This window comes from Ruegeria atlantica (assembly GCF_013032505.1).
Lineage (GTDB): Bacteria > Pseudomonadota > Alphaproteobacteria > Rhodobacterales > Rhodobacteraceae > Ruegeria > Ruegeria atlantica_F.
Window position 1 is genome coordinate 872,086 of sequence record NZ_WQCG01000001.1, and the last position, 14,389, is coordinate 886,474.

Below are 14,389 nucleotides of genomic sequence, written 5' to 3' on the forward strand. Positions count from 1 at the left end.
CACCACCTGACGGGATCAAGTGGAGACACCATGGCAGACGAGAGAGTGAGCCACTGGGAGGAGGTCTACCGCGAGAAAGACGATACCCAGCTGAGTTGGCATCAGGATGATCCCTCGATCTCGTTGGAGCTCTGCGACGTGGTCGGCGTCGATAATGCCTCCTCTGTGATAGACATAGGCGGAGGCACTTCACACTTCGCAGAACGCCTGATCGAAAGAGGACTGAGCGACGTTTCTGTGCTCGATGTATCCAAAGCTGCGCTTGATCGATCTCGTGGACAACTTGGCGCCGTAGGCGAGCAGATTGAATGGATCGCAGCCGATGTCACAACCTGGAGCCCGGAGAGAAGCTATGATCTATGGCACGATCGCGCCGTATTTCATTTCCTTGTCGATGCGGACGACCGTTCCGCCTACCGGGACCAGTTGTACCGCTGCCTTCTCCCAGGTAGCCATGCGATTATCGCAACGTTTGCGCTCGACGGTCCGAAGAAGTGCAGCGGTTTGCCAATCGTTCGCTATGATCCAGAGGGGCTATGTGAGGTATTAGGCGATCGTATTTCCCTGGTCACGCATCGGAAGCACACACACCATACTCCTTGGGGAAGCTCTCAGTCCTTCCAATTCAGCTTGTTACGCGTGGGCCAGTAGCGCTGCTGTTGCGCTGCTAATGCGCTTCGGCACGACTGTGACATCCAATGGCCTTGCTCATGCCTTCGCTGCAACTTTACTCATCCGGCGGCCGTCTTGCGGACGAAGTCGCCCTTCGGTTTCTTTCCAAGCCTGCGCATGATAATCTTTGATAATTGCACTTTGCTCGGAGGAGGATGACCTCTGAAACGCAGGCTGACCGCCATACTAGCAGCCGATCTGGTTGGGTATTCCCGCCTTATGAACTCGGATCAAAGCGGAACGCTCAGCGCGTTGCGAGAGCTTCGATCTGGGCTTTTTGACCCTTCTGTAGTCGCGCATCGCGGCAATTTAGTGAAATGCATGGGGGATGGTTGGATAGTCGAGTTTCCATCAGTCTCTGACGCTGTGACCTGTGCTGTCGCCATTCAGAACTCTTTGGCCAGCGAGAATACACTGAAGTTGAGAATTGGGATACACACAGGTGAAGTCGTTTTCGAGGAGGATGATGTATTTGGTAACGGCGTTAACGTCGCCGCTCGTTTGGAAGCGCTTGCCGAAGCCGGGCAGGTTCTCATCTCCGGCTCCGCCTATGAATGCCTGGACAGCAAAACGGCTTGCGCGTTCCAAGGCGGAGAAAACCGTGAGCTTAAGAACATTGATCGACCGGTGCCAGTCTGGTGGTGGGGGGACGCCGAGTCTGTAGATCCGCTTTATGATTCTGAACCGCCCGGGTCCCCTGACGGAACTGCGATCGCCGTATTACCATTTGACAACATTTCAGGCGACCCTGAACAGGAATATTTTTCGGACGGGTTGTCCGAAGACATAATTACGGCTCTGTCGAAACACCACTGGCTCGAGGTCGTCGCGCGCAACACGACCTTTGCCTACAAGGGAAAATCCCCGAATGTTCGGCAGCTCGCCGATGACTTGGACGCCGACTACGTTGTCGAAGGCTCGGTCAGGAAAGCGGGCGCGCGCATTCGAGTCACGGTTCAGCTGATTGACGCATCGACTGGCAACCACGTGTGGGCGGAAAAATATGACCGTCAGTTGGAAGACATCTTCGATGTTCAGGACGAGATCACGGAAACAATTGTTGGCAGACTGGAGCCCGAGGTCGGAAATGCGATCCGGCGCAAGTTAGAAGATACGCCGCGCCGAAACCCCCATGCCTGGGACTGCTATCATCTTGGGCTTGCGCACTTTTACAAGTTTACTGCCGTAAGCAACCGTGAAGCTCAGAGATTGTTTCTCCAAAGCCGCGAACTGGACCCCAGTTTTCCCGAGGCACATGCCTGGTGGGCCTATGCCACGATTCTCGGGATGGTGTATTGGGACACGGAACCGGATTCTGCCCTTATGGACGAAGCGCTGGCTGCCGCACGCACCGCCGTTTCAATGGATAACCAGAATGCGCTGCTCTACATGCTGATGGGCAGAGTCCAACTGGCCCGCCGGGAATACCGCAGCGCGCTGGCTGAGAATGAAACTGCAATCAAATTGAACCCGACGCTGGCCCCAGCATATTGCGGATTGGGAGACTCACTTTCCTATGAGGGACGATACGAAGAGGCGATTGCCAATTTCGAGAAAGCCGTGGAGATGAGCCCTAACCATCCACAGCTTTGGGCCTTTCTGAGCTATGGCGCGCTGACTCTGCTTTTCGATCACCAGTTCGAGAAAGCTCTGGACTGGGCAGAGCGGGCTCGCGATGTGCCAAATTGCCAATACTGGGCCACCGCGCACGCAGTCGTGGCGCTTGCCAATCTCGGGCGGGACAAAGATCTGGCCAAGATGGTGCATAACCTAATGGTGGAAGAGCCGAAATTCTCGCGGTCATTCGCAAAAAAGAAGCTGTTTTATCTGAAGCGGGACGATCAAATGGAACTTTACCTTGCAGGGCTTGCAACGGCAGGTATCCCCGCCTGATTTTTCTTGTGATCGGCCCTTGCTTTGCCGCTTGTCTTGAATGCTTGCGTCAGGTCAAGCCGAATGACTGCAAAGGATTCGGAGCGGGACTTAAACTCCCGCAGAAATTGCTTGTCCGGTGACGTGTTGAAGATCGCTCTGCGGTGGCCTTTATCCAGCCTGTGAATACACCAATGTTTCCTCAGGCAATCGTGATCAGCCACCCACCCCAGGCAATCAAAACGAAGCCCAATCCTCGGCTCAGAAACCGCCCGAATGGCAACGTCTTTTCCGCCAACACTACGATTGTAAGTACGGCAACCCACGGCAGGTTCATGACGCCCAACACAAACAACAGCACCATCAGCAGCCAGCAGCAGCCAAGACAGTAGGCCCCGTGGTGAAGCCCCATCTTCGCGGCACCCAGGGTTCCCTCGTGCCAATGAGCCATCAGAAAACTCATGGGCGAGCGGCAATGCTCTAGGCAAGCGTTCTTGAGTGGCGTCCATTGAAACAACCCGGCAAGTATCAACATCACGCCGCCCACAGTCGGCGCAACCCTCCCCATCATGGATGAAAGCGCGCCACCCGTGTGCAGCCACCAATTCAATACCGTCGCCGCCAGCGAGAATACCAGCCAAACCAACAGATACCCCGCCACGAAGCTGCCCGTTGGCACGAAGGGTCGCCCTGCCTCCTCCCGCTTCGCGCGGACCCGCTCGTAGATCATTACGGCGGGTGTAATTGAAGGCAGCATCATCGCGAACATCATTACCGCCCACATTACAAGCATGAAGACAAAATCCGCGACGGACCACTGCATCATCATCGGCATGGCCATGTCGCCAACCATCGTCATCGAGGACGAACCAAGCCCGAGGTAAATTGTATAGGCCCACGCCAGCGCCGTGAGCGCGGCTAGCGCTGCCAGCACCAGCGCCCGATCTCGTCGTGCAACTCCTACAGCATTCACTATGACGGCCTAACGATCCGGCCCGGCCTCAGCCGGCCCAAGCGACTTGTCCGACCACACCCGACCGGCCCGTCCAGGTCACGGGCATATCCGCGTCGTTCCAGGTGGTTCCTTCACTGGGGGCCAGATCACCTTCATGCCCTTCATGCCCGAAGGCCAGGCTGAACGCGGCGTTCTGCAGTTTCATCTTGTTGCCGAGGTCATTGACCAGACGACGGGATTTCATCTCGCCCACACCTGCCACGATTGCAGTTATTTCGCCATCGGCCTCGGTCACGCTGATCCCGGCGCGTTTGGTCGGAAGCCAGGTCGACAACAGGCTTGCCGGCACCTCCATGCCGCCGCCGGACGCACCCTGCAAGATAGTCTCCAATGCCGCCGCCTGCGCATCGCTGGCGTTTTCGTCAATGTACACTCGCCCGGTGCCGTTGGCGTCGAACAGTGTCGGCCCGGGGAAATGCAATGAGACAATCGCGTTTTGGCCAGAAAGGTCCACGCCTTCATGAGAGCCCTCGCGAATGCGTATTAACAGGGAAGTCGCGCAATACCCTTGGTCCAAGAGCATAAGGTCAGCTTGTCCGAACCAGCATGGGCAAAGCATGTTGCAATTGCAGGTTTCGACGAGTTCACCTGAAACATTCCAAGACATGATTTCTCCTCCCATCCCACGTTTTCCACGGCTGTATTTTAGCAGAAAGGCTGCTTTTCACCAATCAACCAGAAGGTTAACTATGTCTCCTCAGGGCACAGAGCGGCCTATCCCTACAGCTTACATGATTAGCTGGTTGGCAGCCCAAGCCGGTCCTTCGCAACAAAGCCGCCATTCGTCACCAAGCGATCCAAACCGAAATATCATTGGGTTCGAAGTTTAACTGACTTGATCATGCTGGTTTTATCAATGTTCCCAGATATGCCCGAGTGTCGGCATCCCAAGAGCTGGGGTCCTCTCCATGAGCGACCACCGCGTGGAGTTCCATGAGTTTCCATACTTCATCTTTGGTCGCTGCGATCACTTTGCCTGGGCAGGCCTCCATGCCCTCGCAATCCTTGCAGGCATATGAAAATGCGGTGTTCATCATTTTCTCCTCTTTCTGGACGGGAAAGTTGATCAAAACTCAGGAAACGTCGGGAGACCGTCGTCGAGTTTTATCCATGGCTGCTGACGTGATACGAAGACGTGGGCCTTGGGTTGCGCAATCGATGGGTCATCCAACGTCACAGCAGAAAACCAAGCGTCAGCGCTCCAGTCTTGGCCCTCAACTTCATTTAGGGCAGCATAGGTCAACGTCGTTCCACATTCCCGACAAAACCCTCGGCGAATACCCGGAGTTTTCTCAATGTGTTGGATTTCGCCTTTGATCACTTCAAAGTCTTCGGCGGCCACTTTAGCCCAAGTTACAAAGGCACCGCCAAGGGCCATTTGGCACGAACGGCAATGGCAATGACCCGACCAAACTGGCGGGGTCGCTATCTGATACCGAACGGCACCACAGTAACATCCACCTTGAAGTTTTTCCATCGTATCAAACTCTCCTGACGTGCGGCTCTGCAAACATCAGCGTTGAAGCGTTCGCCTTTTCCCCAACAAAAATACAGATTTCACTGTGAATATTGTCAAGAAAACCGATATCATGCGAAACAAATAGTCTGAGGATACATAAGAAAAACTATAGTATGGATTGGCTGCACCTTCCCCCGATGAACGCTTTGCGCGCTTTCTCAGCGGTTGCGGAAGCAGGGAGTTACGCCGTGGCGGCTGAACGCTTGAACGTGACCCAAGCGGCTGTCAGCCAGCAGGTGAAATCGTTGGAGAAGCATTTGGGTGTAGCTCTCGTTGCTAAACGGGGGCGCAGCATTGAGCTGACCGAGCCAGGCATCATGCTTGCACGTGAACTGGGTATCGGCTTTGAAATCATTGGAAGGGGTGTCGAACGACTGGCAGAACACACAGCAAAGCGTCCCGTTCAAGTGACCATGTCACCAGCATTCGCGGTGGAGTGGCTATTGCCGAGAATGGCAGACTTTCAACGTGAACACTCAGAGATCACTTTGATGCTGAACCCAACTTCGGAACTGGTTCAGATACGCCCCGGCGGTATAGATGTCGCCATTCGGTATCACGACAGACGCATGCCAAGAAAAGAGGAGGACACTGTCCTTGTCACCGACATGGTAGTGATCGGAGCACCTTCATTGGTGAGAGACCAAGACCTGCGTGACCCGGCCTCTTTAACGAAGCTGCCCTGGTTACAGGAACTGGGCACCAACGAGGCGGCTGACTGGTTCACCTATCACGGGGTTGTTCCTGCCGAGCCATTGACCATAAATCACATGCCGGGGAACCTGATCATGACTGCGGTTCGCCGGGGTGACGGTATCACGTATTCTGCCAGAGCTTTTTTTGAGGAAGATCTTTCATCTGGTCGGATGATTGAATTGTTCTCTGAGCCACTCTTCGGCGTCTACTACATCCAGACTCAAGCAGAATTTCAGCGTCCCGAGGCTAATGTGTTCGTCAACTGGCTTATATCTCAGTCGCAAGTCGTCTCGGCAAACACGTCCGAAAACTGATCCAGTTGCAGTTGGAAACTTTCGAACCAAGCTAGGCTCGAGGCTGTCGCGCACCTCATTTGTTCGAAGTGGAAATCAGGTGATCAACTACATACTCCGCGTCCTCGCCCACGCCATAAAACAGGCCTGACCCTTGTGTGTGCATCCAATGCAATCCGCAGAAGTACAGGCCTGCTATATCCGTAATACCTCGCTCATATTGCGGATAGCCAGTCTCATCGAAGACCGGCAAGTCGATCCATCCAAAATCGCGGTGAAACCCAGTTGCGTATATGACGGTTGAAACATTTGCTGCAGCCAAGTCGAAGAACGGTAGTTCAGGTTTAGGCTGCCAGTTGATCGGGACAACAATTTCCTTGGGATCATCGAGTCTGTTCTCTGCAACAAACGTGTCGATGCTCTCCATTTCCGCGCGACACACATCGTCCACTGCCTTGAGCGTCTCTTCAAGTCCGCCCGCCAAAATCAGACACCCGTCTTGAACACCCTCAACCTTGCTGTGTAGCTTGACCCCGTCGAGCGCCATCTGGCGCAGATCAATAATACGACCACCCTCTCGCCCAGAGAGATGTGGATGGGCCTTGAACCGGATAGCTGTCCCTTTGGGATGGTCCTTTACCGCCATGTTCATGTACCCAGTCGCCAAGTCCCATTCAAAAATGTCGCGACCCCTATAGCGACGTGGGATGCGGCCAGCACTGCCCACTGCGAGATGTACGTCGCGCCCGGATAAGTGCAGGTCCTCAGCGACCTGACACCCTGACTGACCACTTCCAATAATAAATACCGCACCATCCGGTAGGCTCGCTGAGTTGCGATAGTCACACGTATGTATGCCAGTAACCCTTTCAGGCAGATCGTAATGCCAACTTGGTATATTCGGGTGTTGATGCGTGCCGACGGTGACGATCAAGTTCTGCGCTCTGATTTCGCCATCTGATGTGGTTAGTTTGAAACGACCCGGTCCTGCACTTGCCTCGATTCTAGCCACCTCGACGCCCGCTCGATAGGGCGGAGCAAAACTTCTCGCATAGTCTTCGATGTACTTAACAATCTCATCGCGGAGCATGAAACCATCGGGATCATCTCCATTGTAATGGAAACCTGGAAGTCGGCAGAGTTTGTTAGGAGAGACTAGGCAGAACGAATCCCAGCGGTTACGCCATGTATCGCCAATCTGCCCGCGGTCCAAAACAACGTGATCAAGACCAGCCTGCTTTAAGTGCCAGCTAACGGAAAGACCAGCTTGACCTCCGCCCACAACCACAGTGTCAATCAGGGTGTACATAACAGCAAACCTCTCTATGAAACTCTATCGGCGACAGCTAGTTGCTTCAACGTATCAATGTCCGCTCAGGGCTCGATGCGGACCTTCGCTGCAGTAGATCTGAACGACTGCTCAGCGGACAAAGCCGCCATTTGGAATATGCTTGGGAATGACCGCTGTCAGCCCAAAGCGGACATGGCGCAACTCAAGGCGAGGACAAATCGGCTGTTTGTCCTTAAGCTTTTCGCGCAGACTTATCTGAGTGTTTCCCGACGTTGAACCCCGTTTAAACCAAGGTCAGAATTCGCCCCTGTGCACTTTCGCATGGTCTAAACACATAGCGACCAGTATGAAACAGAAAGGAGGACAATACGTGGAGCGAAAGCTGGCGGCCATCCTGATTTCCGACCTTGTCGGCTTTACCGCCCGGATGGAGCGGGACGAGAAAGGCACGCTCGAAATTCTTTCAGCGCACATTGACGATATTGCTGCTCCGCTTGTCGGTCGGCATCACGGTCGCATCGTAAAAAAGATGGGTGACGGTCTGCTCGCCAGCTTCGACAGCGCAGTCGATGCCGTTTCCTGCGCGGTCGAATGGCAAAACGCATCAGCGGCAGGTAAGGACTCTCTCCAATTTCGCATTGGCGTTACTCTTGGGGACATAATAATGCGCGACGGAGATGTTTTTGGGTCCGGTGTGAACCTTGCGTCAAGGTTGGAGCAGCTTGCCCCGCCCGGCGGTGTGTTGGTGTCGGACGCTGTATATCGTGTGGTCGGAAATCGTATACCGGTCGCCTGGGAGGATGCTGGTCAGCACACGGTAAAGAACGTTGCCGATCCGGTACATGCTTGGCACATTGGCGGGTTAAGCGCAGTATGCGCTGAACCGCCTCGGCCTGAAGCCTCAGGAAAAGCCACTATTGCGGTCCTGCCTCTACACAACATGAGCGATGATCCCGAGCAGGCATTCTTTAGCGATGGGATTGCGGAAGACATTATTGTGGGTTTATCGCGTTTTCGGACGCTTAAGGTTGTTTCCAGAAACGCGTCATTCAGGTTCCGAACACAAGACACAGATCCGGCCAAAATCGCGGAGGCGCTCAGCGCAGATTACCTGGTTGAAGGCAGCGTGCGGAAGGCCGGTAGTCGCGTCAGAATATCGGTACAACTCGCTGACGCACGAACGGGGACTCAACTCTGGTCGGATCGATACGACCATGAACTGGAGGACGTTCTGGCAGTACAAGACGAGGTGGCCCGGAATATCGTCGCAGTGTTGCCTGGCAGGGTCCAGCACGATGTCGTCGACCGTTCGACACAGAAACCAGCGGATCAGATGAAGGCCTATGAACTGATGCTTAAGGGCAAGGCATTGCGCGACGGCCTGAACGCACGAGATACGGCCAAGGCGAGAGCTTTGTTGGAACGAGCGGTCGCACTCGATCCGACCATCGCGCGATCTTACATGTATCTTTCAGACACATATGTCATAGACTTGTGGCTAGGGCTGGCAGACGCTGACGCACCCACGCACACGTTGAAAATCGCCCGCAAGGGCGTGGCACTGGATAACCGGGACGTCTACATTCAGGACCAGCTTGGGTTTGCTTATCTCTGCGCCGGACTGTGGGGTGAGGCCGAAGCGCAATTCAACAAGACACTTTCCATGATAGAAACCGAAGCGGAGTCGATGGCTTGGTGCGGCTATGCTCTCCTACTGCTCGGCCAGCACGAAAAGGCGCACGATGTAGTCTCGGAAGCTATGGCGCTGGACCCGTTACATCCGCCTGCCATCGACTGGATTATGGGGCAGGTCGAATTTTTCAACGGTAACTATGAAGCAGCACTTAGTTTTCTAATGGGAGCAGCGCGGCTTAACTCGTTGGCCACTGCATTTGTAGCCGCGTCTTACACGCAGCTCGAACGAGCGCGAGACGCCTCCGACGCGTTGCGAGAATTTGTCACCGATCGTCACGATGAATTCACAAGTCGAGGTATTGTGGTTGAGGATGAGACGGTCGAAAGCCTTGCCCGTGGGTTTCGGTCTATGTGGCGGCGACCGGATGATTTTGAACGTCTTGCCAATGGGCTACGAGCGGCAGGATTGACCGGCTGACACCGACATTAACTCCTTTGTCCAAACAGCGCGGCCTCAATTACGCATTTCTCTACGCTCTGTTTTTTCGGCGGCGCGAACCCAACGCGGACATGCACAGTTAGACTTTGCAGTTTCCAAGACGCCAAAGAGCGAACTTTTGCACGAGGGCTATACCCGATACCAGTTTTCAACGTCTCGGGTAGCTTCCTCGACTGTAAAAGCAGCCTCCACCTCTGCGATTACACACCGTACTTCATCCGGGCTTGCATTGAGTTCAAAAATACTCGCCCCTAGATCATGGGCTGACCCGGCAACTGAATAAATCGTATCGACCCCAATTCTGATGGCGTTTCGGTGTTGCAGTAGGTGCTCAAAAAACCGCACATAAATCATCTCCTCGTACGGAGAATGACTGTCCGCTTCAGAGATCAAACCCAATTCTGCGGCCTTGGCACATGTCAAACGCCAAGCCAGTTCCATTGTCGATGGAGGCGCATCTCTGGCCTCATCAGGATGTTTTGGGTTCGCAAACGTAGACCTTCGGAAGGCTTCGAGATTGGCACGCAAGCTCTTTGTAGGAACGGGATAGATGAATGTGGTTTCCTCGGATGCTAAGGCTGGTTCAACCTGATCCGGCTGCGCCTGGATGAACTCGGAAAACCTGTTTCCGATTATAGGCACTTCTCCGACAATCAAGTCTGTGGGGTCGGTATCCTCCACCAGCCATCGCGCCAGGGCTCTCCGACCCCACAGCCCGGCAGCCTTTCGGATCAACGGATGAGTTCCATCCGAAACATCTGGATACCTAGCGAGTATATCTTCGGTCTGAAACGCCGCGAGACCTGTATCCCAACGCATAATTTGCACGCGACGTCCCAAGGAGACCGAAATGGATATCTGCTGACGCAACAGGAATGACTTTCCTGATGCTGGTAATCCAGTGAAGAAAACCATGCGGCAACGACGTGCAGCGTCGGTCAGGTGTCTTCCAATCTCAGTGTCCGCAAAACTGTCGATAGAAATTGCGAATCTCCTAATTCGGTGTCGGCAATAGGCTGGAGCGGCGAGCGTTCACCACCTCCAAGATTGTTGCCCAAGAAATCCGGCGATTTCACAGTTGAAATGTCAACCTAAATTGCCCCAAAGTGAATTTTGCCTCTCAGTTATTCTCTTAACCACCTAATAACTCGCCGGTCTCAAAAATTAATCATTCCGCAGCACACGCTTCTTGACGAGCGTGCTTCCTTGACTCTTCACAGACTAGGAACGACAAGAGTGTATTGCTAAAAAATTACTCGTCGCCGCGATGCTGCCGGCTTCGATGATCCAATGGCCTTCAGACTAATTGTAGCATGCGCCCCAGCGTAGGAACGGGTTTCGCTGGGGTCTTCGCTATGAGCTCGTTCCTCGTAAGCATTCGCAACGGTCACCTGACATGCTCCAGTCATCGCGTGACCTATCAAAGAAGGCACCGTATGAACAGAACATGGCTAATAAATCGCGTACGCGATGCCGGATAGATCAGGTCTCAGGCTCCGTTTTAATCAGTCAATCATCGTGTTTACGCGCTGCATTCTCTGTTTGATCCCGACACTCTTTGTGTTGCTCTCAGGAACGCAGCTTCCTGCCCAAGTTGCAGGCAATGCCGAAGGATCGGTTTGTGACCAAGGTTCCGAAAACAAGAACGGATTCTGCCAAAGAACAGACTTACCAGAAAACGCATATTTGACGGGTAGCTCCTTCGGCAGCGGCTGGGAATGCAATCACGGTTTTCAGAATGTCGGAGAACTTTGTGAGGAGATAAGAGTTCCTGAAAATGCCTATCTGGCATCAACCGGAGATCAGTGGGAGTGCAATCGGCTGTTCCAGCGTGTCGGCGCAGAATGTGAAGAAGTGATTGCACCTCAAAATGGATACGTCGAAACCCGGTTTGGCGTGCAGGAAACACACTGTAACTGGGGATTTCGGAAGGAGGGCCAGACTTGTGTTGCAATAGATGTCCCGAGCAACGGCCGCCTGACTGACAAAAACAGCGCGAATGGTTGGGTGTGCATCAGAGGTTACCGGGCAGCGGATAGCGGCTGTGAGCCTGTGTTTGTTCCACAGCATGCATATCTCGCGCCTGAAACTTATTCCGGATGGAAATGCGAACGTGGTTTTCGCGCAAACCGGGACAGTTGCGTTGCGATCCTTGTGCCTTCAAACGCTCACTTGAATCGAAGAGGTGATGGTTGGGAATGTAATCGGCCGTTCACAAGACAGAACGATAAGTGCGCCGAAAATGTGCCGTGACAATAGGTTGGTGGAAATCAATACCGCCTGAAATATCCGGAAGGACCAAGCCGTGAACTATAACTCGATTGACGAAAATCTGGGCAAAATGCTCAAAGCCGAAAGGGCGCATCTCTGGTCCTATAGAGTGAAGATGTTTATCGCGTTAGCGGTGTTTGTCGCGGCCATAATTGTGGTGGTGTTTCTCTAATGCGTAAAAATGCCCCTCAAGTGACCCTTCCGGACTCAAAGATGTCAACTTTTGGTCTGGAACAAAGAGCATTTCAGGACCGCAGTGTTCGTAAGTCGCGGAACGCTGACGTATCAGGAGTGATTGAGGAAGAATTTGGAAAGTACTTGATAAAGGCTGGCGTTCTGAGCGGCAATAGTGTCGCACGGGCATTTCCCAAGCCGCCGGCTAAAACGCAGGCAATGATTGCCGATGCAGTTGGAGAAACACCAGCATTGGCCATTGAAGCATTAAAAGGAATTCTCGAAGAACGAGACAGGATGCGCGGCTGTCAACGCCGTTTGGAGGGAAACTCCGGCACCCTCGTTCCCAGTGAAAGAGAATATGCCGAGGCATTGCGCCAGATCAGGTTCACCCCTGCGCAGGTCACATTGCTCAAAGCACTTACAATCGCGGGCAAGGACGGTCTGACCATTGGTCACTTGTCTCAGGCGGCCGGTTACAAATCGCGCGAGGCCTCCATCAAGGTCTTTAAGAAAGTCGGACTATTGATTGCGGAGTATCTAGAGCTCGAACTTCCCGAAGCCGGATCGGCAAAGAATGATGGCGCCGCGCAGGTAATTGCATTTTCTCACATCGAAAGTGACGATGAGCCAGCAACTTGGATTATGCATCAGGAACTGCGCGACGCTGTTCGTTCGGTTCTATGACGTACGTTCCAGCCCCCGCTTTCGAAGCGAGCTCTGAACCGGAACAAATGCACGAAAGGTTGCTCACGTAGCTTATGTTGGAGAAAAGACCATATCCGCTCGACCTGATCTATGTACCTGTGAAACGAGCGAAAACGCTTGATCAACAGAAAGTTTTGACGCTGGCCGAAGATATCCTGAAGAACGGCCAGAAGACCCCGATCCAAATACGCGCTGACAACAAAAGGTTCGTGCTGATTGAAGGCCTTCACCGACTAGAGGCCATTCGCGCCCTGGGCGGTGATACGGTCGAAGCCTATCTGGTACGCGCCAGACTACACTAAATGCCTATTGGAATTGGCGTTCGACAAAGCCTCGGAAAATGTCAGCAGACGTTGACTTTTTTCATCCCAAAGATGCAAGCGTGCACAATGAAAACTCTCATATAGAGTAGTACGCTGGCAATTTTCCAACTCAGAATGGTCACGCAAAACCTCGTTTAGCCGATAAAACGGTATGCGGCTGGCCAGGTGGTGAACATGGTGTACGCCGATATTAGCAGAGAACCACCGAAGGATGCCTGGTAGGGCATAATGAGAACTTCCACAGAATGCGGCGTTCTGAAGGTTCCACCCCTCTTCCCGTTCCCAGGTCGTGTGTTCAAACTGGTGTCGAATATAGAAAAGCCAAATACCAATCGATGATGCGACAATCATGGTTGGTAGGAAACATACGCTAAAACCTCAATGCCTCCGGCCGAAAAAAAAGGGCCAATATCCCTGCAATTGCAGCGTTTGTTCCCATCGCACTTGCCCAGTACAGCCAGCCAGAACGCATGAAACCAAGAGGTAAACAGTTTTGAATAAAGAACGTATAGATCGGCGCAACACCGAACAGGAAGACGGGGTTCCGCGTCAGACGATACGCGGCACGCCCGAACCACCTCCGCTTCAGGTACTCTTCAGTGGTCAATGTAGGGATGTCACCCATACCACGCCGATCAAGGTTACCGGTTGAGGCTTGGTGAATCGCATGGCTTTGCCGCCAAACGTCATAGGGTGTCAGGGCAAGTACACCTAGAACCCGGCCGGTCCAATTGCAAACAGTGCGACTTCTAAAGAAAGATCCATGACCGCAATCATGCATAATGATGAAGGTACGCACCAGAAATGCGGCATTTAGGATGGCCAGTAATATTGCGATCCAGACACTAATAGATAAAGCTATCCACGCTAGCGCCCATAGCGCGAATAAGGGGACAACGGTGATCGCAATTTCATAAACACTGCGCTTTGCATCGGGCACACGGTATTGCGCGAGCGCCCGCGTCTAGTCTTCTGGTTGCAACTTACTTGTTCTCCAACGGCGTATAGTAGCCCAGTGTGCAAACGGGCACCCAGAAAGGGTGCCCGTAAAAGGTCAGGCGAGTGCCAGATTGGCGGCGCTTTCGCGTCCGTCACGGCCAGCCTCGACGTCAAAAGTAACCTTTTGGCCATCCTTCAGTTCGCTGATGCCGGAACGCTCAACTGCTGAGATATGCACGAACACGTCGCGCTTGCCATCTTCAGGCTCGATAAAGCCAAAACCTTTGGTTGAGTTGAACCATTTTACTGTGCCATTTGCCATGGTGGAAGTCTCCTAATACGTGCCGCCCGCATCATTGCGGCGACTCGGCGTGGTCGGTCTGAATCGAAAGACTGAACGCCGAATTGGGGAGACAGCAGGTCGAAAAAGAAAAACGTAAGCCTCGTGTATATGGACTTCGACTACGCACGATACAAGCCTT

At 53.4% G+C, this 14,389-nt stretch carries 16 protein-coding genes; 7 read left to right on the forward strand and 9 right to left on the reverse strand.

All coding sequences use genetic code 11. The annotated features are described in order from the left end of the window. The first annotated feature begins 30 nt into the window (after positions 1 to 30). Positions 31 to 651 carry a class I SAM-dependent methyltransferase gene (locus GOW92_RS04255; RefSeq protein WP_170558291.1) on the forward strand — a complete coding sequence of 207 codons (621 nt, stop codon included), beginning with the start codon at positions 31 to 33 and terminating at the stop codon, positions 649 to 651. A gap of 204 nt (positions 652 to 855) precedes the next feature. Next, positions 856 to 2,565: an adenylate/guanylate cyclase domain-containing protein gene (locus tag GOW92_RS04260; protein WP_368040258.1), complete on the forward strand. Its 1,710-nt coding sequence runs from the start codon at positions 856 to 858 to the stop codon at positions 2,563 to 2,565. A gap of 181 nt (positions 2,566 to 2,746) precedes the next feature. Here the strand turns inward: GOW92_RS04260 and GOW92_RS04265 are convergent, their stop codons facing one another. The 4 genes from GOW92_RS04265 to GOW92_RS04280 form a co-directional block, all read right to left on the reverse strand. After that, the gene (locus GOW92_RS04265) at positions 2,747 to 3,517 is read right to left on the reverse strand and encodes a DUF2182 domain-containing protein (protein ID WP_170558295.1); all 771 of its coding nucleotides are present in this window, start codon (positions 3,515 to 3,517) and stop codon (positions 2,747 to 2,749) included. A gap of 28 nt (positions 3,518 to 3,545) precedes the next feature. Further along, on the reverse strand, positions 3,546 to 4,166 hold the full coding sequence (locus GOW92_RS04270) for a DUF1326 domain-containing protein (protein WP_170558297.1): 621 nt from the start codon (positions 4,164 to 4,166) through the stop codon (positions 3,546 to 3,548). Between the two features lie 232 nt (positions 4,167 to 4,398). Then, the gene (locus tag GOW92_RS04275) at positions 4,399 to 4,593 is read right to left on the reverse strand and encodes a DUF1059 domain-containing protein (RefSeq protein ID WP_058272354.1); all 195 of its coding nucleotides are present in this window, start codon (positions 4,591 to 4,593) and stop codon (positions 4,399 to 4,401) included. Between the two features lie 32 nt (positions 4,594 to 4,625). Next, positions 4,626 to 5,036 carry a GFA family protein gene (locus tag GOW92_RS04280; RefSeq protein ID WP_170558299.1) on the reverse strand — a complete coding sequence of 137 codons (411 nt, stop codon included), beginning with the start codon at positions 5,034 to 5,036 and terminating at the stop codon, positions 4,626 to 4,628. 155 nt (positions 5,037 to 5,191) lie between these two features. Here GOW92_RS04280 and GOW92_RS04285 point away from each other — a divergent pair, with 155 nt between their 5' ends. Then, the gene (locus tag GOW92_RS04285; RefSeq protein WP_170558301.1) at positions 5,192 to 6,088 is read left to right on the forward strand and encodes a LysR family transcriptional regulator; all 897 of its coding nucleotides are present in this window, start codon (positions 5,192 to 5,194) and stop codon (positions 6,086 to 6,088) included. A 55-nt stretch (positions 6,089 to 6,143) separates the two neighbouring features. Here the strand turns inward: GOW92_RS04285 and GOW92_RS04290 are convergent, their stop codons facing one another. Continuing rightward, positions 6,144 to 7,376 (reverse strand): flavin-containing monooxygenase, encoded by a 1,233-nt coding sequence (locus GOW92_RS04290; protein ID WP_170558302.1) that lies wholly within the window; start codon positions 7,374 to 7,376, stop codon positions 6,144 to 6,146. A gap of 328 nt (positions 7,377 to 7,704) precedes the next feature. Here GOW92_RS04290 and GOW92_RS04295 point away from each other — a divergent pair, with 328 nt between their 5' ends. Then, positions 7,705 to 9,471, forward strand: coding sequence for an adenylate/guanylate cyclase domain-containing protein (locus tag GOW92_RS04295; RefSeq protein ID WP_174822408.1), 1,767 nt, complete (start codon positions 7,705 to 7,707; stop codon positions 9,469 to 9,471). A gap of 150 nt (positions 9,472 to 9,621) precedes the next feature. On the opposite strand, the gene GOW92_RS04300 is transcribed toward GOW92_RS04295, so the two are convergent. Then, the gene (locus GOW92_RS04300; RefSeq protein ID WP_170558304.1) at positions 9,622 to 10,407 is read right to left on the reverse strand and encodes a hypothetical protein; all 786 of its coding nucleotides are present in this window, start codon (positions 10,405 to 10,407) and stop codon (positions 9,622 to 9,624) included. 555 nt (positions 10,408 to 10,962) lie between these two features. Between GOW92_RS04300 and GOW92_RS04305 the strand changes: the two genes are divergently transcribed. The 3 genes from GOW92_RS04305 (at position 10,963) to GOW92_RS04315 (ending at position 12,947) form a co-directional block, all read left to right on the forward strand. After that, positions 10,963 to 11,745 carry a hypothetical protein gene (locus GOW92_RS04305; RefSeq protein WP_170558306.1) on the forward strand — a complete coding sequence of 261 codons (783 nt, stop codon included), beginning with the start codon at positions 10,963 to 10,965 and terminating at the stop codon, positions 11,743 to 11,745. 189 nt (positions 11,746 to 11,934) lie between these two features. Then, positions 11,935 to 12,624: a hypothetical protein gene (locus tag GOW92_RS04310; protein ID WP_170558308.1), complete on the forward strand. Its 690-nt coding sequence runs from the start codon at positions 11,935 to 11,937 to the stop codon at positions 12,622 to 12,624. 74 nt (positions 12,625 to 12,698) lie between these two features. Beyond that, a complete protein-coding gene (locus GOW92_RS04315; RefSeq protein WP_170357377.1) occupies positions 12,699 to 12,947 on the forward strand; it encodes a ParB N-terminal domain-containing protein in 249 nt (82 codons plus the stop codon). Here GOW92_RS04315 and GOW92_RS24840 read toward each other — a convergent pair. The 3 genes from GOW92_RS24840 to GOW92_RS04325 form a co-directional block, all read right to left on the reverse strand. Beyond that, positions 12,939 to 13,319 carry a fatty acid desaturase gene (locus GOW92_RS24840; RefSeq protein ID WP_254452889.1) on the reverse strand — a complete coding sequence of 127 codons (381 nt, stop codon included), beginning with the start codon at positions 13,317 to 13,319 and terminating at the stop codon, positions 12,939 to 12,941. The genes GOW92_RS04315 and GOW92_RS24840 overlap by 9 nt on opposite strands. A 19-nt stretch (positions 13,320 to 13,338) precedes the next feature. After that, complete coding sequence (locus GOW92_RS24845) at positions 13,339 to 13,908, reverse strand: fatty acid desaturase (protein WP_368040245.1); 570 nt, start codon at positions 13,906 to 13,908, stop codon at positions 13,339 to 13,341. A 114-nt stretch (positions 13,909 to 14,022) separates the two neighbouring features. Beyond that, the gene (locus GOW92_RS04325) at positions 14,023 to 14,229 is read right to left on the reverse strand and encodes a cold-shock protein (protein ID WP_170558310.1); all 207 of its coding nucleotides are present in this window, start codon (positions 14,227 to 14,229) and stop codon (positions 14,023 to 14,025) included. Positions 14,230 to 14,389 lie beyond the last annotated feature (160 nt).

What these genes read in the sequence shown, in the direction of transcription:
- GOW92_RS04295 (WP_174822408.1), top strand. Translation starts at nt 7,705, where the DNA reads ATGAAACAGAAAGGAGGACAATACGTGGAGCGAAAGCTGGCGGCCATC.
- GOW92_RS04315 (WP_170357377.1), top strand. Translation starts at nt 12,699, where the DNA reads ATGTTGGAGAAAAGACCATATCCGCTCGACCTGATCTATGTACCTGTG.
- GOW92_RS04285 (WP_170558301.1), top strand. Translation starts at nt 5,192, where the DNA reads ATGGATTGGCTGCACCTTCCCCCGATGAACGCTTTGCGCGCTTTCTCA.
- GOW92_RS04290 (WP_170558302.1), bottom strand. Translation starts at nt 7,376, where the DNA reads ATGTACACCCTGATTGACACTGTGGTTGTGGGCGGAGGTCAAGCTGGT.
- GOW92_RS04270 (WP_170558297.1), bottom strand. Translation starts at nt 4,166, where the DNA reads ATGTCTTGGAATGTTTCAGGTGAACTCGTCGAAACCTGCAATTGCAAC.
- GOW92_RS04275 (WP_058272354.1), bottom strand. Translation starts at nt 4,593, where the DNA reads ATGAACACCGCATTTTCATATGCCTGCAAGGATTGCGAGGGCATGGAG.
- GOW92_RS04280 (WP_170558299.1), bottom strand. Translation starts at nt 5,036, where the DNA reads ATGGAAAAACTTCAAGGTGGATGTTACTGTGGTGCCGTTCGGTATCAG.
- GOW92_RS04255 (WP_170558291.1), top strand. Translation starts at nt 31, where the DNA reads ATGGCAGACGAGAGAGTGAGCCACTGGGAGGAGGTCTACCGCGAGAAA.
- GOW92_RS04300 (WP_170558304.1), bottom strand. Translation starts at nt 10,407, where the DNA reads ATGGTTTTCTTCACTGGATTACCAGCATCAGGAAAGTCATTCCTGTTG.
- GOW92_RS04310 (WP_170558308.1), top strand. Translation starts at nt 11,935, where the DNA reads ATGCGTAAAAATGCCCCTCAAGTGACCCTTCCGGACTCAAAGATGTCA.
- GOW92_RS24840 (WP_254452889.1), bottom strand. Translation starts at nt 13,319, where the DNA reads ATGATTGTCGCATCATCGATTGGTATTTGGCTTTTCTATATTCGACAC.
- GOW92_RS04325 (WP_170558310.1), bottom strand. Translation starts at nt 14,229, where the DNA reads ATGGCAAATGGCACAGTAAAATGGTTCAACTCAACCAAAGGTTTTGGC.
- GOW92_RS04305 (WP_170558306.1), top strand. Translation starts at nt 10,963, where the DNA reads ATGCCGGATAGATCAGGTCTCAGGCTCCGTTTTAATCAGTCAATCATC.